The organism is Brooklawnia propionicigenes (assembly GCF_030297015.1).
Lineage (GTDB): Bacteria > Actinomycetota > Actinomycetes > Propionibacteriales > Propionibacteriaceae > Brooklawnia > Brooklawnia propionicigenes.
In genome coordinates, this window is sequence record NZ_AP028056.1 from 2,447,716 (window position 1) to 2,465,762 (window position 18,047).

At 66.7% G+C, this 18,047-nt stretch carries 19 protein-coding genes; 12 read left to right on the forward strand and 7 right to left on the reverse strand.

The features are described 5' to 3' along the window. A complete protein-coding gene (locus QUE25_RS11250; RefSeq protein WP_286265023.1) occupies positions 1 to 327 on the forward strand; it encodes a chorismate mutase in 327 nt (108 codons plus the stop codon). Between the two features lie 8 nt (positions 328 to 335). On the opposite strand, the gene cysE is transcribed toward QUE25_RS11250, so the two are convergent. Further along, entirely contained in the window at positions 336 to 890 is a 555-nt protein-coding gene (gene cysE, locus QUE25_RS11255) for a serine O-acetyltransferase (protein WP_286265025.1), read from the reverse strand. Between the two features lie 219 nt (positions 891 to 1,109). Here cysE and guaA point away from each other — a divergent pair, with 219 nt between their 5' ends. Beyond that, positions 1,110 to 2,657 carry a glutamine-hydrolyzing GMP synthase gene (gene guaA / locus QUE25_RS11260; RefSeq protein ID WP_286265026.1) on the forward strand — a complete coding sequence of 516 codons (1,548 nt, stop codon included), beginning with the start codon at positions 1,110 to 1,112 and terminating at the stop codon, positions 2,655 to 2,657. A gap of 34 nt (positions 2,658 to 2,691) precedes the next feature. Here the strand turns inward: guaA and QUE25_RS11265 are convergent, their stop codons facing one another. From QUE25_RS11265 to QUE25_RS11275, 3 genes are read right to left on the reverse strand one after another with little or no spacing between them, the layout of a single operon-like run. Continuing rightward, a complete protein-coding gene (locus QUE25_RS11265; RefSeq protein WP_286265028.1) occupies positions 2,692 to 3,003 on the reverse strand; it encodes a PspC domain-containing protein in 312 nt (103 codons plus the stop codon). Positions 3,004 to 3,052: 49 nt separating this feature from the next. Next, positions 3,053 to 3,244 carry a hypothetical protein gene (locus tag QUE25_RS11270; protein ID WP_286265030.1) on the reverse strand — a complete coding sequence of 64 codons (192 nt, stop codon included), beginning with the start codon at positions 3,242 to 3,244 and terminating at the stop codon, positions 3,053 to 3,055. Then, positions 3,241 to 4,326, reverse strand: a complete 1,086-nt coding sequence (locus QUE25_RS11275; RefSeq protein ID WP_286265032.1) for a PspC domain-containing protein — start codon at positions 4,324 to 4,326, stop codon at positions 3,241 to 3,243. Before QUE25_RS11275 ends, QUE25_RS11270 begins: the two co-directional genes overlap by 4 nt. Positions 4,327 to 4,489: 163 nt before the next feature. Between QUE25_RS11275 and QUE25_RS11280 the strand changes: the two genes are divergently transcribed. After that, complete coding sequence (locus QUE25_RS11280) at positions 4,490 to 5,815, forward strand: ATP-binding protein (protein WP_286265035.1); 1,326 nt, start codon at positions 4,490 to 4,492, stop codon at positions 5,813 to 5,815. Next, positions 5,812 to 6,498: a LuxR C-terminal-related transcriptional regulator gene (locus QUE25_RS11285; RefSeq protein WP_286265037.1), complete on the forward strand. Its 687-nt coding sequence runs from the start codon at positions 5,812 to 5,814 to the stop codon at positions 6,496 to 6,498. Before QUE25_RS11280 ends, QUE25_RS11285 begins: the two co-directional genes overlap by 4 nt. A gap of 183 nt (positions 6,499 to 6,681) precedes the next feature. Here QUE25_RS11285 and QUE25_RS11290 read toward each other — a convergent pair whose 3' ends face one another. Then, positions 6,682 to 6,933, reverse strand: coding sequence for a GlsB/YeaQ/YmgE family stress response membrane protein (locus tag QUE25_RS11290; RefSeq protein ID WP_286265041.1), 252 nt, complete (start codon positions 6,931 to 6,933; stop codon positions 6,682 to 6,684). Positions 6,934 to 7,035: 102 nt separating this feature from the next. Here QUE25_RS11290 and QUE25_RS11295 point away from each other — a divergent pair, with 102 nt between their 5' ends. From QUE25_RS11295 to QUE25_RS11330, 8 genes are read left to right on the forward strand one after another with little or no spacing between them, the layout of a single operon-like run. Next, positions 7,036 to 9,423 carry a UvrD-helicase domain-containing protein gene (locus QUE25_RS11295; protein ID WP_286265042.1) on the forward strand — a complete coding sequence of 796 codons (2,388 nt, stop codon included), beginning with the start codon at positions 7,036 to 7,038 and terminating at the stop codon, positions 9,421 to 9,423. 24 nt (positions 9,424 to 9,447) lie between these two features. Next, the gene (sucC, locus tag QUE25_RS11300) at positions 9,448 to 10,668 is read left to right on the forward strand and encodes an ADP-forming succinate--CoA ligase subunit beta (protein WP_286265044.1); all 1,221 of its coding nucleotides are present in this window, start codon (positions 9,448 to 9,450) and stop codon (positions 10,666 to 10,668) included. 1 nt (position 10,669) lies between these two features. Beyond that, positions 10,670 to 11,548 carry a succinate--CoA ligase subunit alpha gene (gene sucD / locus QUE25_RS11305; protein ID WP_286265046.1) on the forward strand — a complete coding sequence of 293 codons (879 nt, stop codon included), beginning with the start codon at positions 10,670 to 10,672 and terminating at the stop codon, positions 11,546 to 11,548. Then, positions 11,548 to 12,933 carry a cell division protein PerM gene (locus tag QUE25_RS11310; RefSeq protein ID WP_286265048.1) on the forward strand — a complete coding sequence of 462 codons (1,386 nt, stop codon included), beginning with the start codon at positions 11,548 to 11,550 and terminating at the stop codon, positions 12,931 to 12,933. The genes sucD and QUE25_RS11310 overlap by 1 nt, the downstream gene beginning before the upstream one ends. 9 nt (positions 12,934 to 12,942) lie before the next feature. Next, positions 12,943 to 13,515: a phosphoribosylglycinamide formyltransferase gene (gene purN / locus QUE25_RS11315; protein WP_286265050.1), complete on the forward strand. Its 573-nt coding sequence runs from the start codon at positions 12,943 to 12,945 to the stop codon at positions 13,513 to 13,515. Then, a complete protein-coding gene (gene purH / locus QUE25_RS11320; RefSeq protein ID WP_286265052.1) occupies positions 13,508 to 15,067 on the forward strand; it encodes a bifunctional phosphoribosylaminoimidazolecarboxamide formyltransferase/IMP cyclohydrolase in 1,560 nt (519 codons plus the stop codon). The genes purN and purH overlap by 8 nt, the downstream gene beginning before the upstream one ends. Positions 15,068 to 15,095: 28 nt before the next feature. Continuing rightward, on the forward strand, positions 15,096 to 15,944 hold the full coding sequence (locus QUE25_RS11325) for a bifunctional methylenetetrahydrofolate dehydrogenase/methenyltetrahydrofolate cyclohydrolase (RefSeq protein ID WP_286265054.1): 849 nt from the start codon (positions 15,096 to 15,098) through the stop codon (positions 15,942 to 15,944). 3 nt (positions 15,945 to 15,947) lie between these two features. Further along, positions 15,948 to 16,295 carry a DUF3017 domain-containing protein gene (locus QUE25_RS11330; RefSeq protein ID WP_286265056.1) on the forward strand — a complete coding sequence of 116 codons (348 nt, stop codon included), beginning with the start codon at positions 15,948 to 15,950 and terminating at the stop codon, positions 16,293 to 16,295. Positions 16,296 to 16,311: 16 nt separating this feature from the next. Here QUE25_RS11330 and QUE25_RS11335 read toward each other — a convergent pair whose 3' ends face one another. Together QUE25_RS11335 and QUE25_RS11340 are read right to left on the reverse strand one after the other, a co-directional pair. Continuing rightward, positions 16,312 to 16,656, reverse strand: coding sequence for a YnfA family protein (locus QUE25_RS11335; protein WP_286265057.1), 345 nt, complete (start codon positions 16,654 to 16,656; stop codon positions 16,312 to 16,314). Between the two features lie 89 nt (positions 16,657 to 16,745). After that, the gene (locus QUE25_RS11340; RefSeq protein WP_286265059.1) at positions 16,746 to 17,729 is read right to left on the reverse strand and encodes a malate dehydrogenase; all 984 of its coding nucleotides are present in this window, start codon (positions 17,727 to 17,729) and stop codon (positions 16,746 to 16,748) included. Positions 17,730 to 18,047 lie beyond the last annotated feature (318 nt).

Below are 18,047 nucleotides of genomic sequence, written 5' to 3' on the forward strand. Positions count from 1 at the left end.
ATGACCGAGGATCAGGAGCGGACGCTGGCCGAACTGCTGCGGCTGCGCGGTAGCATCGACAATCTGGACGCTGCGCTGATTCACATCATGGCTGAGCGGTTCAAGATCACCAAGCGGGTCGGCGCGCTGAAGGCCCAGCACGGGTTGCCGGCCGCCGACCCCGAGCGGGAGGCGCTTCAGATCGGGCGGCTACGCCAGCTGGCGATCGATTCCGATCTGGATCCGGAGTTCGCCGAGAAGCTGCTGAACTTCATCGTCCGCGAGGTGGTGCGCCACCACATGAAGATCGCCGACGAGCACGCGGGCGGCCCGGCCACCGAGGACTGACCGGGCCCTCAGGCGATCACGTCGCCCGAGCGGACGTTGCTGGGGATACCGACGACCACGGCGCCGGGCGCGACGTCCTTGACGACCAGCGCGTTCGCGCCGATCTTGGCGTCGTCGCCGACGGTGATGTCGCCGATCACCTTGGCTCCGGCCCCGATCAGGACGCGGTTGCCGATCGTGGGGTGCCGCTTGAAGCGTCCGCGGGCGCGGCCGCCGAGGGTGACCTGGTGGTAGATGAGGACGTCGTCCCCGATGATCGCGGTCTCGCCGATCACCACGCCCATGCCGTGGTCGATGAAGAACCGCCGCCCGATCGTCGCGCCTGGATGGATCTCGATGCCGGTGAGGAAGCGGGCGATCTGGCTGAGCAGCCGGGAGCTGAATCGTAGCCCCGGCTTGCCCCACATCCAGTGAGCGACCCGATACATCCAGATCGCGTGAAGGCCTGAGTAGATGATCGCGACCTCGAGTTTGGATCTGGCCGCCGGATCCTCACGCTGGGCGGCGGCCAGGTCCTCGTCGACGCGCGAGGCAATCAGGCGGACCCTCGAAAACAAGCTCACGGGACCATCCAACCACCTGGCAACAGGCTTCGTCGACTACTGCTGAACTCGGCTGCCCGGAGCCGGGCAGATCCGCCCACAGCAGACTGCGCCGTCGCGTCCGCCGAAGTGACATCGTCATACCCAGTCATCGCACGTCAACGTCAGGCCACGTCAACCCGGGTCCAGCGCGGATCACTCGATGCAGTCGGGCGAATCGGATGGCATAGACTCTGGCGCATGCCTTCACGACCGGTCATTGTCATCGACTTTGGCGCGCAGTACGCCCAGCTCATTGCCCGCAGGGTGCGTGAGGCGCACGTCTATTCCGAGATCATGCCCCATACCGCGTCGGTGGCCGAGGTGCTCGCCCGCGACCCGCAGGCCATCATCTTGTCGGGCGGCCCGCAGTCGGTCTACGCCAGCGGCGCCCCGCAGGTCGACCCGGCGCTGTTCTCCGCGGGGGTGCCGGTCTTCGGCATCTGCTACGGCTTCCAGGCGATGGCCCAGGCGCTGGGCGGCGTGGTGCGCCGCACCGACACCTCCGAGTTCGGGCGTACCCATCTCGAGGTGGACGAGCCGTCGCCGTTGCTGGCCGGAATCCCGCAGACGCTCAACGTCTGGATGAGCCACGGCGACTCCGTGACCCAGGAACCTGCCGGCTTCGGTCGGCTCGCGCACAGCCTGGGCACCCCGGTGGCGGCGTTCGCCGACACCGATCGTGGGTTCGCCGGTGTGCAGTGGCATCCCGAGGTCGCTCACACCGAGTTGGGCCAGCAGGTCATCGAGAACTTCCTGTACAACGTGGCCGGGTTGACCCCCGACTGGACGAGCGAGAATTTCGTCGCCGAGCAGATCGCGGCGATCCGCGCGCAGGTCGGCGACCGGCAGGTGCTGTGCGGGCTGTCCGGTGGCGTCGATTCGGCGGTCGCGGCTGCTCTGGTGCAGCGCGCCATCGGCGATCAGCTGACCTGCGTGTTCGTCGATCACGGCCTGCTGCGCGCCGGCGAGGCCGAGCAGGTCGAGAAGGATTTCGTGGCGGCGACCGGCGTGCGGCTGGTGGTCGCCGATGAGAAGGATCGTTTCCTGGAGGCGCTGGCCGGCGTCTCGGACCCCGAAACCAAACGCAAGATCGTCGGCCGTGAGTTCATCCGCAGCTTCGAGGCGGCCGCCCGGGCCATCGCGGGCGAGCGCGGCATCGATTTCTTGGTGCAGGGCACCTTGTACCCCGATGTCGTGGAATCCGGGGGTGGCGACGGCGCGGCCAATATCAAGAGTCATCACAATGTCGGCGGACTGCCCGACGACCTGCAGTTCACCCTGATCGAACCTTTGCGCACCCTGTTCAAGGATGAGGTACGCGCGGCCGGTGTGGAGTTGGGTCTGCCCGAGGAGATGGTCTGGCGCCAGCCCTTCCCGGGCCCGGGCCTGGCCATTCGCATCATTGGTGAGGTCACCTGGGAGCGTCTCGAATTGCTGCGTGCCGCGGACGCGATCGCCCGCCACGAGCTGACTGCTGCCGGTCTCGATCGCGCTGTCTGGCAGATGCCGGTCGTCCTGCTCGCCGATGTGCGCTCAGTCGGCGTCCAAGGTGATGGACGAACCTACGGTCACCCGATCGTGCTGCGTCCGGTGAGCAGCGAGGACGCCATGACCGCCGATTGGTCGCGGCTGCCCTACGAGGTGATCGAGAAGATCAGCACGCGCATCACCAACGAAGTGCGCCAGATCAACCGGGTCGTGGTGGACGTAACCAGCAAGCCGCCGGGCACGATCGAGTGGGAGTGATCGGTGCCCAGCGGCATGCCGGCGAATCCGGGAGTTAGTCGGCGCTGAAGGTGTCAGCGGGACCGTTGTCGGGCTCACCACCGGACTGGCGGGCGTCGCGGCGACGCTGATAGTCGCCGTAGCGGTCGTAGAGCTGGTCGGCCCCGGTCTGGCCGCTTCCCTGGTCGGGGATGGCCAGCCAGGCGATCACGTAGGCAGCGCAGACGGCTCCGAGGCTGAACAGGCCGAGCGCAGCGGTCACCACCCGCACGATGGTCGGGTCGATGTCGAAGTATTCGGCGATGCCACCGCAAACACCTGCGATGACGCGATGATCACGGCTGCGGACGAGTTTCCGAGTTGTCATGAGTCTATTGTCCCTTCTGTAGTGGGTTGCGTGGTCGGTGATGGTGGGATCAGTGGGGGCTGTCGCGTCGGTTACTCAGCACCAGCCCGAGCAGGCCGAGGACGATCAGCCCGAGCGGTGCGAGCAGACCGAAGACGGTCATCGTGGTCAGGACTTTCAGTTCTTGCAGTACCGCCAGACCCGCCATCGCGATGAAGGCAAGCCCCCAGATGATCGCCACCAGACTGGGTTTGCGGGTCATGGCATCACCCACAGCTGTGAATCGTGGGCGGAGATCACAATCGTCAGGGTCGGCTGGGTCTCATCGATGATCTGGTGGTAGGTGACCTGGCCTGATCCGTTGTAGAAGCCGATCGGCAACATGGCCGTCGAGTCGCTGTAGCTGAGCTCGATGATCACGTTCTGATCGGCCGCAAGCGTCAGGCCGAGCCGGGAGTCCCGCAGATCGATCTGCCACTGATCATCCTCGGTGATGGGTATTGCGCCAATGTCCAGGCTCTGCTGCGAGTCGTAGAGCGAGACGTCACCGAGTTGGTCGGACGCCAGATAGCGGATCGCGTCGCTGCCTCGCGGCGGCAGCGCGATCATCGCTGCGGCCATCGCCACCGCCACAATCACGCCCGGAATGATCAGGCCGAGGCCGCGTCCGCGCCGGGCGAGTATCAGCAGACCCAGGCCGATCATCCCGAGTGCTGCCGCCAGCGGCAGCACCACCTTGTCGGGGAACCAGACCGTCGTCGCGAACGCGGCACCGGCGGCCAACAGCAGCGTCCCCAGGGTGATGGCGACAGCGGCGCGGTCATGCGCCTTGACCGGGGCCGGCGTGGGGGACCAGTAGCGGGTGGTCACCCGGCGCGGGGTGCCACCTCGGCGCAGCCGGCCCTGGGTTCCGGCCCAAGCCGTCACGGCGATCATCGCGACAGGCAGCCAGCCGACCCCGGTGACGGTGCCGAACAACAGGCTGCCCAGGATGCCGAACGCCAGCGCCCAGCTCACCACGACCTTCGGCGGCGCATTGCGCCAGCGGCGGCCGACGTGATCGAGGGGAGCCATGCCGGTGGTCGCGTTGCGAGTGAGTATCCATCCGGTGAGATACGCCAGGACACCGATGCCCGAACACAGTCCGGTCAACACGAACAGGCACCGCACCAGCAGCACATCGATGCCCAACCAGTCCGCCAGCGCCACGCTCAGACCGGTGATATTGCCGTGAGCAGGAGTGCGCTTCAGATCGAGGAACTCGGCTGCCCAGTCACGAGACGGCCGAGGAGAATCCGGACGCAACGGCCACTGCTGAGGTGGCGGTGGCGTGCTGGCGGACATGTAGTCAAGTCTTGCCGCCCTAGTCGGCTCATGGTATCGATTCGGACCCGGAGCGATCCCCCAAAATCCTACCGGGGCTATGGTCCTGCGGAACATCCATTTCCGGGAGCCTTCGGGGTCGGGCTCGGTGGAATTGCAGGGGCAGACGTGTGAACCTTGAAGGGTGACGAGCGTTCCGGAACCCAGCTATCAACAACCTGGTCCCGTCGCGCCCGTACCACCGAACCCGCCGGTACGCACCCGACTGACCCGCAGCCGCTCCGAGGCCTGGCTGGGTGGGGTCGCTGCCGGCATCGCTGATCATCTGGGCTGGCCGACGTGGCTGGTCCGGCTGTGTTTCGTCGGTCTGGCGTTTGCGAACTTCCTGACCATCGGCGTCTACGCGGTGCTGTGGATCCTGATGCCCGAACCGTCGCCGGTCGAGCAGCCGCCCGGGCTGCAGGCGGCGACCAACCAGGGCATGCGCCAGTCGACTCGTCCGAAGAATGTCAGCTTCGGTCGGGTGAGCGCGGTGGTGATGGTCGGGTTCGGCCTGATCATGCTGGCCCGGATGCTCGGCATGGGGCCCGCCAATGCGTTCTTCTGGCCGATCATGCTGGCCGCGCTCGGTGTCGGTCTGGTCTGGCTACAGGCCGATGATGAGCCCGCGGTCTCGAAGTCTGCGGCTGAGGTGGCGGCAGGTTCCGAGCAGACCCGGCGGCCGATCGTATCCGTCGGTGGCCGCAAGTGGGTCGAGGCGGTGCGGGTGCTGGGTGGTATGACTCTGATCGGCGGTGCGGTGGCGCTGCTGGCGGCATCGCAAGGTGGAGTCGGTCAGCTGCCGCTGGTGGCGATGGTGTCGGCGCTGACCGTCGCGGGTGTGGCCGTGGTGGCTGCGCCGTGGATCCTGCGCTACCGGCGCAGGATGGCCGCAGCCTATGAAGAGAAGCTGATCGCCGACACCCGGGCCGATATGGCGGCCCATCTGCACGATTCGGTGCTGCAGACCCTGGCCCTGATTCAACGCCAGGCCGACGATCCCAAGCAGGTGGCGACACTTGCTCGTCGTCAGGAGCGTGAACTGCGCGCCTGGCTCTACGCCGACCAGGCCGGGCCGTCGACTCTGAAGGCCGCCCTGACCGAGGCCGGTGGTGAGGTCGAGGACGAACGCGGTGTTCCGGTCGAGGTGGTCTGCGTGGGCGACATCGAACTGACCGAGGGGCTGCGAGCACTCGTCCAGGCTGCGCGGGAGGCGATGACCAACGCTGCGAAGCACTCCGGCGCGCCGTTCATCGATGTCTATGCTGAGGTGGAACCTACCGGCGAGGGTGAACTCGTCCAGGTCTTCGTCCGTGATAGGGGCAAGGGATTCGATCCTGCCGATGTCGCGGACGACCGGATGGGGGTGCGTTCGTCGATTGTCGGCCGCATGGAACGCCATGGCGGCAGCGCGAAGATTCGCTCGGCGCCCGGTGAGGGAACCGAGATCCGATTGGAGATGAAGGCATGACCAACGCCCAGACCGAACCAACCCCCGAGCACACCGGTCCGTGGCGGGTCGTTCTGGTGGACGATCACGGCATCTTCCGGGCCGGCGTCCGCCACGAACTCGAACAGGCGTCCGACAAGGTTGAAATCGTCGGCGAGGGCGAAGACGTGGCCACCTCGGTGAAAGCCATCCTCGCCACGGTGCCCGATGTGGTGCTGCTGGACGTTCACCTGCCCGGTGGTGGCGGCGCGGAGGTCATCAAGAAGGTGCACGCCACCCAGCCGAAGGTGAAGTTCTTGGCACTGTCGGTCAGCGACGCCGCCGAGGACGTCATCGGCGTCATCCGGGCCGGCGCCCGCGGCTACGTGACGAAATCGATCAGCACGGACGACCTGATCGACTCGATCGGACGGGTGGCCACCAATGATGCGGTCTTCTCGCCGCGGCTGGCCGGTTTCGTCCTGGACGCGTTCTCGGGCTCGATCGACGTGGCGTCCATCGATGAGGACCTCGATCGGCTCAGCCAGCGCGAACGCGAGGTGATGAAGCTGATCGCCCGCGGCTACTCGTACAAAGAGGTGGCCAAGGAGCTGTTCATCTCGATCAAGACCGTCGAGACGCATGTCTCCAGCGTGCTGCGCAAGCTGCAGCTGTCGAACCGCTATCAGCTGACCAAGTGGGCAACCGACCGCAAGCTGGTGTGAATCCCGAACTCGTATGAATCCCAAGCTGGCGTAGACCCCCGCCGCGGATCCGGCACGCTCGCCACAAATACGGAACGCTCGCCATAAGTCAGTTCGCTGCTGTCTGTAGCAAACTGTTCTATGGCGAGCGTTTGGAGTGACGGGTGGGGAGGACCGGACGTCTGTGCGGCCGGCCCTGCGCCGTCAGGCCTTCTTGGTCAGCTTGTTGTAGAGGAAGGTCACCAGGAATCCGCCGAGGATGGCGATGATCCAGGTGATGGGGTTCCAGAATCCCTGCAGCGAGATGCCGAAGATCGCCGACGATATCCAGCCACCGACGACTGCGCCTAGCACACCGAGCAGCAGGGTCATGATCCATCCACCGCCCCCGCCGACTACAGCTCGCGCAATCGATCCTGCAATGAGACCCAGGACAAGCCATGAAATGAACATCATGGCGCCAGTGTAGGCAGGAGAAGTGTTACGAACCCGAAGGTCTGGTCGTGGTCAGGGTCGCTATCAGGGTGCGTTGGGGGACCCGGCTACCCTGATAGGGCTATGACTCAATCAGATCTGCTCGAGGGCCTGAATCCGCCGCAGCGGGAAGCCGTTACGCATGCCGGTCGTCCCGTGCTGGTGGTCGCCGGCGCGGGATCGGGCAAGACCCGGGTGCTGACCCGCCGCATCGCTTATCTGGTGTCGCAGCGCGATGTGCACCCCGGTTCGATACTGGCGATCACCTTCACCAACAAGGCCGCCGCCGAGATGCGCTCGCGCGTCATCGATCTGGTGGGCAACCGAGCCCGGCTGATGTGGGTCTCCACATTCCACTCGGCCTGCGTGCGCATCCTGCGATCCGAGATCGATGCGATGGGCTTTCGCAAGACGTTCTCGATCTACGACGACACCGACGCCAAGCGCCTGATGACGCTGGTCGCCCGCGACCAGAACCTCGACCCCAAGAAGTTCCCGCCGCGGGCCCTGCTCAATTGGGTGAGCAACTGCAAGAACGAGCTGATCACTCCCGACCAGGCCATCGCGAAGGCCTCCGGCTTGGACGAGGTGCGTGCCGAGGCCTACAAGGCCTACAACGAGCGGCTGCGCGCGGCGAATGCACTCGATTTCGACGACCTGATCATGACCACGGTGCTGTTGTTCCAGCAGCATCCCGAGATCCGCGAGGCCTACCGCCGGCGTTTCCGTCATGTGCTGGTCGACGAGTACCAAGACACCAACCACGCCCAATACCTGCTGATCAAGCAGCTGTGCGGGGATCTCGGCCCCGACGACGGGCTGCCGGACGACGCGCCGCGCATCACCCCGGGTGAGCTCATGGTGGTGGGTGACTCCGACCAGTCGATCTACGCATTCCGCGGAGCGACGATCCGTAACATCCTCGACTTCGAGAACGACTTCCCCGGCGCCCGGACGATCCTGCTCGAGCAGAACTACCGATCCACCCAGACCGTGCTGTCGGCGGCGAATGCGGTCATCCAGCACAACTCGGGGCGTCCGGACAAGAAGCTGTGGAGCGAGGCCGGCGCCGGCGAACAGATCGTCGGCTACGTCGCCGACACCGAGCACGACGAGGCGCGTTTCGTCGCCGGCGAGATCGACTCGCTGGTCGATGGCGGCCGGGCCAAGTACTCCGATGTGGCGGTCTTCTACCGCACCAATGCCCAGTCCCGGGCATTCGAAGAGGTGTTCATCCGGGTCGGCCTGCCCTACCGGGTGGTCGGTGGGGTGCGCTTCTACGAGCGCCGCGAGATCCGTGACGCGCTGGCCTATCTGCGCGCGATCGCCAACCCCTCGGACGACGTCTCGCTGCGCCGCATCATCAACGTGCCCAAGCGCGGGATCGGGGAGCGCGCCGAGGTAGCGCTGGCGATGCTGGCCGCCAACGAACAGATCAGCTTCGCCGACGCCATCGAGCGCGCCGAGCAGGCCCCGGGTATCGCCACCCGCTCGCTCAACCAGGTGAGAGCGTTCGGGCAGATGATGGCCGACTTCCGAGCCATGGTCGATGCCGGCCTGCCGGCCAGCGATGTCCTGGAGGCGGTGCTCAAACGCTCCGGGATGATCGATGAGTTGCGCAACTCGTCCGACCCGCAGGACGAGACCCGGCTGGAGAACCTGATCGAACTGGTCAAGGTCGCCCAGGAGTTCGTCGCGCAGGCCACCACCCAGGACCTGGCCGGACAAGACGACTTCGAGGTCGTTGCGTCGACCGGCACCGACGGCGCTGCCGACCCGGGCGCCGAGCTGGCCGGTGCTCTGGCGACGGCCCAGCCCGAGCCGGACGCGTCCTTGGGAGCCTTCTTGGAGCGGATCGCGCTGGTCGCCGACTCCGACCAGATTCCCGACGCCGGCGCCGATGCCGGGGTCGTCACGCTGATGACCCTGCACACCGCGAAGGGCCTGGAATTCGACACGGTCTTCCTGACCGGCCTGGAGGACGGCATCTTCCCGCACATGCGTGCCATGACCGACCCCGCCGAACTGGCGGAGGAACGAAGACTCGCCTACGTCGGCATCACCCGCGCCCGCAAGAAGCTCTATCTCAGCCGTTCGGTCGTCCGCACCATGTTCGGTCAGCCCGCCTACAACCCGGCCAGCCGGTTCTTCGCCGAGATCCCGGACGACCTCATCGACTGGCGGCGCAAGGAATCCGAGGTGGCCAGCTGGGCGTCCGGCGCGGCCGAACGGACCGCCTCGGCCCGCGCCGCGCTCGGGTCGGGCACGATCTTCGGCACCGGACGCGGCCAGGCCATCAAGAAGACTCTGCCCACAGTGAACACCGGCGACCGGGTGCTGCACTCCACCTACGGCATGGGCACCGTGGTGGCTACCCATGGCAGTGGTGACAATGCGAAGGCCGACGTCGATTTCGGATCCAGCGGGGTGAAGCGATTCGCTTTGAAGTACGCGCCGTTGGAGAAGCTGTGATCGATGCCCCGCTAGGCTGACGGGGTGGATCTATTCGAGTATCAGGCCCGGGATCTGTTCGAAGCCCAGGGCGTTCCGGTTCCGCGAGGCATCGTCGCTCGAACGCCGGAAGAAGCAGAGCGAGCCGCCATCACGCTCGGTACTCCCGTGACCGTCGTCAAAGCCCAGGTGAAGACCGGTGGACGCGGCAAGGCCGGCGGTGTCAAGGTCGTCCGTTCGCCGAAGGAGGCGGCGCAGGCCGCGGAAAAGATCCTCGGCATGGACATCAAGGGTCACACGGTGCACCAGGTGATGGTCGCCGAGGGCATCGACATCGCCGAGGAGTACTACTTCTCATTGCTGGTCGATCGAGCCGAACGGCGCTGGCTGGCGATGTGCAGCACCCAGGGCGGGATGGACATCGAGACGTTGGCCGCCGAGCATCCCGAAGCGCTGGCCCGGGTAGCTGTCGACCCCAGGGTGGGCATCGACGCCGCCAAGGCTGTCGAGATCGTGGACGCCGCCGGGTTCGACGAGGCCGACCGCGTGAAGATCGCTGAGGTACTGGTCACTCTGGGGGCTGCGTTCGTCGCCGAGGACGCCACGCTGGTCGAGGTGAATCCCCTGGTCAAGACCGGTTCAGGGCAGATTCTGGCGGCTGACGGCAAGGTCACCTTGGACGACAACGCCGACTTCCGGCATCCCGATCATGCCGGGCTGAAGGACCTCTCCGCCACCGATCCGCTGGAGTTGGCGGCTGCCGAACGCGGTCTCAACTACGTGAAGCTGGACGGCGACGTCGGCATCATCGGCAACGGGGCGGGCCTGGTGATGAGCACCCTCGACGTGGTCGCCTACGCGGGCGCCGACCTGCCCGGTCAGCCGAAACCGGCAAACTTCCTCGACATCGGAGGTGGCGCGTCCGCCCAGGTGATGGCCGACGGACTGAGCATCATCTTGTCCGACGGGCAGGTGCGGTCGGTCTTCGTCAACGTCTTCGGCGGCATCACCGCGTGCGACGAGGTGGCCAACGGCATCAAGCAGGCCCTGATGGTGCTGGGAGACCAGGCCACGCGTCCGATCGTGGTGCGGCTGGACGGCAATGCCGTCGAAGAAGGACGTGGCATCCTGGCCGAGTATGCGCACCCACGCGTCCGGCTCGCCGAGACCATGGACGATGGCGCCCGGCTGGCGGCCGAACTGGCTGCCGAGGTCGAGATCTTGGCCGATGACCAGCAGGCCGACGACGCAAGCAAGGAGGCCTGAGATGGCGATCTGGCTCGGAACCGACTCCCGGATCATCGTGCAGGGCATGACCGGTTCGGAGGGACGCAAGCACACCCAGCGAATGCTGGACAGTGGTTCTGTCGTGGTCGGCGGGGTGACCCCCGGCAAGGGCGGGCAGACCGCGTCGTTCAACGGCGCCGACCTCCCGGTCTTCGGCAGTGTGGCAGAGGCAGTCGAGGCCACCGCGGCCAACACGTCGGTAGTCTTCGTGCCGCCGAAGTTCACCGGATCGGCGGTCGGTGAGGCCATCGATGCCGATCTCGACCTGGTCGTGTGCATCACCGAGGGTGTCCCGGTCGCCGATTCGGCACGGTTCGTCAACCAGTCCCTGGACGCGGGCGTCCGCCTGATCGGCCCGAACTGTCCCGGCATCATCTCGCCCGGCAAGTCGAACGCCGGCATCATTCCGGCGTCCATCACCGGCCCCGGTCCGATCGGCTTGGTCAGCAAGTCGGGCACCCTGACCTACCAGATGATGTTCGAATTGCGCGATCTCGGCTTCTCGACGGCCATCGGGATCGGCGGCGACCCGATCGTCGGCACCACGCACATCGATGCGCTGGCCGCTTTCGAGGCCGATGAGCAGACCGAGGCCATCGTGCTGATCGGCGAGATCGGCGGGGACGCCGAAGAGCGCGCTGCCGCCTACATCGCCGAGAACATCACCAAGCCGGTGGTCGCCTACGTCGCCGGTTTCACGGCGCCGGAAGGCCGCACCATGGGTCACGCCGGTGCGATCGTGTCCGGGTCGTCCGGTACCGCTCAGGCCAAGAAGGAGGCGTTGGAGGCCGTCGGTGTCACGGTGGGTCGTACCCCCAGTGAGACCGCCGCACTGATGCGCGAGATCCTGCACGGTTGATGAGGTTCGGTAGACGGCATCGCAATACACCCAGTGCCCGGGTCCGCCATCTGGAGGCGATGACCGAGCAGGCCGAGCCGTGGCGGCTGCCCTGGCCCGTGACCAGTGGGCTCGCAGCCGTGATCACCGCCGCCCTCGGCTGGGTACTGGTGGCCGGCTATTGCGTGCTCGGGTGGATCTCTGTGCCGCAGCTGAAGGCCTCCGCGGTGCTCGCCCTGAGCACCCAGGGCTGGCTGCTGGCGCATGGGGTGTCGGTGTCGCTGCCGGGTGCGCAATTGTCGATCATGCCGCTGGGGTTGACGCTGATCATCGTGCTCATCGGCCTGGCGGCCTGTCATCAGGCCGTGCTGCACAGCCGTCCGCCGCTTGCCGGGGAGATCGGCTCCCGGCTGCTTCGGATGTCCGGGGTGTTCGCGGTGGTCTATGTCGTAGTGCTCGCCGGGGGCCGCCAATTCGTCGAGGCGGGCGGAAGCGCCTCGACGCTGCTGGGTGCGATGGCGTTGTCGTGTCTGCTGCCGTTGGCCGGATTCGCGCGGGCGCTGGCCTGGCGCCCGCCGCGCGGGATGACGATCGTGCGAACCGTCGGCTGGTCGTTGGCGGCCGGACTGTTGGTGATGATCGCTGCCGGGTCTGCGGTGACCGCGACAGCGCTTATCAGGGGACGCTCGCAGGTCATCATGATCCACGAGTCGCTGCTGCCCGGAACCCTCGGCGGGGTGATGCTGCTGCTGGGTCAGCTCGCCTGGTTACCGAATCTGATCCTGTGGGCCGGCGCGTGGTCGGTCGGAGCAGGCATCCAACTCGGCTTGGGCACCGTCGTCTCGCCCGCCCAGACGACCCTCGGCATGCTGCCGTCGATTCCCGTCCTCGGCGCAGTGCCGGCGGCCGGGCCGATGCCGCCCAGTTGCCTGTTGTGGCTGCTCAGCGGGGTGGTGGCAGGTGGTGCCGCGGCAGCGGTGCTCGTCAAGCGGCTGCAGACTCGCGCTGCGGCCAATGGCCGACAGCTCGGGGTCGACGTCACAGCGATCGTCGGGGCGCTGGCCGGCGTCGGTTGTGGACTGGTCTTCACATTGCTGCAGCTTCCGGCCGGCGGTGATCTGGGTTCGGTGCGGCTGACGTCGTTGGGAGCGCGGATGTCGGCGCTGCTGGTGATGGCCCCGTCCACGATGGGCCTGGCCGGGATGGCCACCGGGGCGGTGCTCGGCTGGCGCGCCGGACGCTCGGATTGGCAGTCCGTGCGGTCTGCCGAAGCGCCGGTGCCGTCATTGAATCCTGCTGACGGCCCGGTGCCGGCTGTGGCGACCACCGGGGAGGCAGCTGACGAGGCGGAAGTCCCGACGACCGTGGTGGAAGACCGGTCGAAGCTGGCCGAGCGCGACAGGTAGGCTCTGAGGGTGACATCTCGGGTCGTCGTACTGTTGTCCGGATCGGGAACCCTTCTGCAGGCGCTGCTGGAGGCGAGCTCCGCCCCCGGCGCAGCTTTCGAGATCGTGGCCGTCGGTTCCGACCGGGCAGATGCCTACGGGTTGACGCGCGCACTGGACGCGGGAGTGCCGACCTTCGTCGTCCCCATGCTGCCCGACCGAGCCCTGTGGGATCGCAGGCTCGCTGAGACCGTGTCGGCATACCGGCCGGACCTGGTGGTCAGCGCCGGATTCATGAAGCTGGTCGGAGCTGCTTTCTTGAGCGAGTTCGGTGGCCGCTTCATCAATTCGCATCCGGCATTGCTGCCCAGCTTCCCGGGTATGCACGGCGTCCGAGACGCTCTGGCGGCCGGGGTCAAGGTGACCGGGACGACGATCTTCGTCGTCGATGAGGGTGTCGACACCGGCCGGATTCTCGCCCAGCGGGCAGTCGACGTGGCACCCGACGACACCGAGGCCACGCTGCATGAACGCATCAAGGTGGTTGAGCGCGCACTGCTCGTCCACGTAGTTTCCGAACTGGTGAAGGAGAAGCATGACTGAGCTGCAACCGATTCGTAGGGCCCTGGTCTCGGTTTACGACAAGACGGGGCTGATCGAGCTGGGACAGCAGTTGGCTGACAACGGCGTCGAGATCGTCTCCACCGGTTCGACAGCGGCGAAGCTGGCGAATGCCGGCGTGCCGGTGACCTCGGTGGAGGAACTGACCGGTTTCCCCGAGTGCCTCGACGGACGCGTCAAGACGCTGCACCCGCGGGTTCATGCCGGCCTCCTGGCAGATCGTCGTCTCGCCTCGCACCGCCAGCAGCTCGACGAACTCGGGATTGCGCCGTTCGACCTGGTCGTGGTCAATCTCTACCCGTTCACCCAGACGGTCGCCTCGGGCGCCGCCCCCGACGATTGCGTCGAACAGATCGACATCGGTGGTCCCTCGATGGTGCGGGCCGCCGCGAAGAACCATCCGAGCGTTGCGGTGATCACCTCGCCTGCCCAGTACGGGCTGGTCGCCGACGCGCTGGCCGCCGGTGGCACGACGCTGGAAACCCGGCAGCGGCTGGCGGCAAAGGCATTCGCTCATACCGCGGCCTATGACATCGCGGTGGCCAGCTGGATGGGTTCGGTGCTGACCGACACCTCCGATGGTGACGGCTTCCCCGCGTGGGCCGGCGCCAGCTGGACGAAGGTCGGCGCGCTGCGCTACGGCGAGAACTCCCACCAGCGGGCCGCGCTGTACGCGAGGCAGGATAGGTCATCGGGTATCACCCAGGCCGTGCAGCTGCACGGCAAGGAGATGAGCTACAACAACTACACCGATGGGGATGCCGCCTATCGGGCCGCCTACGATTTCGACGAGCCGACGGTGGCGATCATCAAACACGCCAATCCGTGCGGCATCGCGATCGGCGCGGACATCGCCGAGGCACATCGCAAGGCACACGCCTGCGATCCGGTGTCGGCCTTCGGTGGGGTGATCGCGACCAATCGTCCGGTCAACATCGAGATGGCCGAGCAGGTCGCCGAGATCTTCACCGAGGTGATCATCGCCCCCAGCTACGAGGAGGGCGCCCTGGAGATCCTGGAGCGCAAGAAGAACATCCGGATCCTGACCGCCGGACCCTATCCCTTCGGTACCGCCAAGCTCACCACGATCTCCGGTGGCGCGCTGTTGCAGGAGCCCGACCGGATCGACGCCCCCGGCGATGATCCTGCCAACTGGCAGTTGGTCAGCGGAGAAGCTGCCGACGAGGCCACCTTGGCCGATCTGGTCTTCGCCTGGCGGGCCTGCCGGTCGGTGAAGTCGAACGCGATCCTGCTGGCCTCGGGCGGCGCCTCGGTGGGGGTCGGCATGGGACAGGTGAACCGGGTCGACTCCTGCAAGCTGGCCGTCGACCGGGCGGGGGACCGGGCCGTCGGCTCGGTGGCCGCCTCCGATGCCTTCTTCCCGTTCAACGATGGCCCGCAGATCCTGCTGGACGCAGGCGTGAAGGCGATCGTCCAGCCCGGCGGTTCGGTGCGCGACGAGCAGACCATCGAGGCCTGCAAGAAGGCCGGCGTGACGATGTACTTCACCGGCACCCGGCACTTCTTCCACTGAGACCGGTCGGCTGAGGAGGTAACAGCGAATGAGCGCGCAACGCATCGACGGCAAGCAGGTGGCGGCCGACATCAAGGCCGAGTTGGCCGTGCGAGTGGCCGCCCTGAAACAGCGGGGCATCGTGCCCGGGCTCGGTACCGTTCTGGTCGGCGACGACCCGGGCAGTCAGCTCTATGTCGCCGGCAAACATCGGGATTGCGCTCAGGTGGGCTTGGAGTCGCTGCGGGTCGACCTGCCCGGCGACGCATCTGCCGAGCAGATCAGCGAAGCCATCGAGTCGCTGAACGAGGACCCGCATTGCACCGGCTACATCGTCCAACTGCCGTTGCCCGGTCATATCGACGACAACTGGGCTCTGGAACAGATCGATCCGGCCAAGGACGCCGACGGGCTGGCTCCCGCCAACCTGGGGCGGCTGCTGCTCGGCCAGCCCGCGCCGCTGCCGTGCACGCCGCGCGGCATCGTGGAGTTGCTGCGCCGCTATGACGTGCCGATCGCCGGGGCCGAGGTGTGCATCATCGGACGAGGCACCACGGTGGGGCGTCCGCTCGGCGTGTTGCTAAACCGCAAGTCGCTCAACGCGACCGTGACACTGTGCCACACCGGAACACGGGATCTGGCCGGGCATGTGCGGCAGGCAGACATCGTGGTGGCCGCCGTCGGACGTGCGCACATGATCACCGCGGACATGATCAAGCCCGGCGCGGTCTGTATCGACGTGGGCGTGACCAGGGTGAACGGCAAGCCAGTAGGCGATCTGGCGCCCGATGTCTGGGATGTCGCCTCGCTGGTGACCCCCAATCCGGGTGGGGTGGGCCCGATGACTCGGGCGATGCTGCTCGCCAATGTCGTCGACTTGGCCGAGGGCATCGTCTAGACGATGGACGATCAGCAGACCGACGATCAGAAGAACGGCGAGCCGGCTGCCCCCGAGCAGCCGGCGGCCGAACAGCGGGGATCCGAGGGGCTCAACCCCTGGTCACTGCTGGCGGTGCTCGCCGTTTTCGCGGTCGGTGTGGTGCTGATCATCAACTGGCATTGGCGCCGCGGCTCGGTGGTGATCGGGGCATCGGTGACGCTGGCCGGAGTGCTGCGGCTCCTGCTGCCACCGAAATGGGTCGGCCTGCTGCAGGTACGCAGCAAACCCTTCGACGTGACGCTGCTGCTGAGCATGGGCCTTGCCATCATGGTGCTGGGAATGATCGTCCCGGGAGTCTACGAACCCTAGGGCGCCCGGCGCGCGGCTAGGCGGCAGTGACTCCCCGCGGCCCGTACATGATCAGTGCGACGCCGACCAGGCAGATCAGCGAGCCGGTGACGTCCCAGCGATCCGGTTTGAAGCCGTCGGCGACCATGCCCCACAGCAACGATCCGGCGATGAAGACGCCTCCGTAGGCCGCGAGGATGCGTCCGAAGTTGGCGTCGGGCTGAAGGGTTGCGACGAAACCGTAGATGCCCAGCGCGACCACGCCGCTGCTGATCCACAGCCAGCCGCGGTGTTCGCGGACACCTTGCCAGACCAGCCAGGCCCCGCCGATCTCGCACACGGCAGCCGCCAAGAACAATAGGATCGAGCGAATCGGGAGCACCCAAGCACCCTACTCAAGAAAAGATCGTGCCCGTCTGTCGCCCATCACGGGAGACAAACGGACACGATCAGTGTCGAGGCGGGACCCGATCAGATCAGGCCGAGCTCCGTGACGGCCTGCTTCTCGTCCAGCAGTTCGTCGATCGACGCCTGCAGCTTGGCCTGGCTGAAGCCGTCCAGGCTGAGGCCCTGCACGATCTCGTACTTGCCGTCGCGCACGATGCAGGGGAACGAGCTGATGACGCCTTCGGGGACACCGTAGGAGCCGTCGGCCGGAACAGCCATCGACACCCAGTCGCCCTCGGGGGTGTTGGTGAGCCAGTCGTGCATGTGCTCGACGGTGGCGTTGGCAGCCGAGGCAGCCGAGCTCGCGCCGCGGGCCTCGATGATGGCCGCGCCGCGCTTGGCGACCTTGGGAATGAAGGTGCTCTCGACCCAGATCTGGTCCACCAGCAGCCCGGCATCCCTACCGCCGACCTTGGCGTGGAAGAGATCGGGGTACTGCGTGGAGGAGTGGTTGCCCCAAATGGTCATGTTCGTGACATCACCGACGTTGACCTCAAGCTTGCGAGCCAGCAGAGCCTTGGCGCGGTTGTGGTCGAGACGAGTCAGAGCGTTGAAGCGTTCGTTGGGGATGTCGGGGGCGTTGCTCATCGCGATCAGAGCGTTCGTATTGGCCGGGTTACCGGTCACCAGGACGCGGATGTCGTCAGCGGCCGACTCGTTGAGCGCCTTGCCCTGAGCGGTGAAGATCGCACCGTTGGCGCTCAGCAGGTCGCTGCGCTCCATGCCGGCCTTGCGGGGCATGGCCCCGACCAGCATGGCCACGTTGGCCCCGTCGAAGACCTTCTTGGGGTCGTCGCCGATGACGATATTGGTCAGGTTCGGGAACGCACAGTCCTCGAGCTCCATGACGACGCCCTCGAGTGCCTTCAGGGCTGGGGTGATCTCCAGGAGCCGCAGCTCGATAGGACGATCGCCCAGCAAGGAGCCGCTGGCGATACGGAAGAGCAGGTTGTAACAGATCTGGCCGGCTGCACCGGTGACAGCCACCTTGACGGGAGTCTCACTCACGAGGATTCCTCTTCTCGACATTGGTTTGAGTCCGACGTTCCTAGGCTAGTGCAGCCGCTTGATCCGCGCGCAGCCCGGGTGGCACATTCCCCGCTCACCCGCAGTTCGCGCCCCCGCCCCCGCCGGCCTGCGCTCCCCGCGTCCCACCTGCGCCTCCCCGCGTCCGCCCGGCCTGCGCCTCCCCGCGTCCCGCCGTCGTCGCCCCGCCCTCACACTTCCTGCGCCCGAAATATGAGGATGCGCCCGATATATCAGGCGCGTCTTTATATTTCGGGCGCGGGAACGTAGGGCGGGCGGCCGGAGGGCAGGCGCGGACGT

Excerpts from the sequence above, each read along its gene's own strand:
- QUE25_RS11250 (WP_286265023.1), top strand. The coding sequence starts at position 1 with ATGACCGAGGATCAGGAGCGGACGCTGGCCGAACTGCTGCGGCTGCGC.
- guaA (WP_286265026.1), top strand. The coding sequence starts at position 1,110 with ATGCCTTCACGACCGGTCATTGTCATCGACTTTGGCGCGCAGTACGCC.
- QUE25_RS11265 (WP_286265028.1), bottom strand. The coding sequence starts at position 3,003 with ATGACAACTCGGAAACTCGTCCGCAGCCGTGATCATCGCGTCATCGCA.
- QUE25_RS11270 (WP_286265030.1), bottom strand. The coding sequence starts at position 3,244 with ATGACCCGCAAACCCAGTCTGGTGGCGATCATCTGGGGGCTTGCCTTC.
- QUE25_RS11275 (WP_286265032.1), bottom strand. The coding sequence starts at position 4,326 with ATGTCCGCCAGCACGCCACCGCCACCTCAGCAGTGGCCGTTGCGTCCG.
- QUE25_RS11285 (WP_286265037.1), top strand. The coding sequence starts at position 5,812 with ATGACCAACGCCCAGACCGAACCAACCCCCGAGCACACCGGTCCGTGG.
- QUE25_RS11290 (WP_286265041.1), bottom strand. The coding sequence starts at position 6,933 with ATGATGTTCATTTCATGGCTTGTCCTGGGTCTCATTGCAGGATCGATT.
- QUE25_RS11295 (WP_286265042.1), top strand. The coding sequence starts at position 7,036 with ATGACTCAATCAGATCTGCTCGAGGGCCTGAATCCGCCGCAGCGGGAA.
- sucD (WP_286265046.1), top strand. The coding sequence starts at position 10,670 with ATGGCGATCTGGCTCGGAACCGACTCCCGGATCATCGTGCAGGGCATG.
- QUE25_RS11310 (WP_286265048.1), top strand. The coding sequence starts at position 11,548 with ATGAGGTTCGGTAGACGGCATCGCAATACACCCAGTGCCCGGGTCCGC.
- purH (WP_286265052.1), top strand. The coding sequence starts at position 13,508 with ATGACTGAGCTGCAACCGATTCGTAGGGCCCTGGTCTCGGTTTACGAC.
- QUE25_RS11325 (WP_286265054.1), top strand. The coding sequence starts at position 15,096 with ATGAGCGCGCAACGCATCGACGGCAAGCAGGTGGCGGCCGACATCAAG.
- QUE25_RS11330 (WP_286265056.1), top strand. The coding sequence starts at position 15,948 with ATGGACGATCAGCAGACCGACGATCAGAAGAACGGCGAGCCGGCTGCC.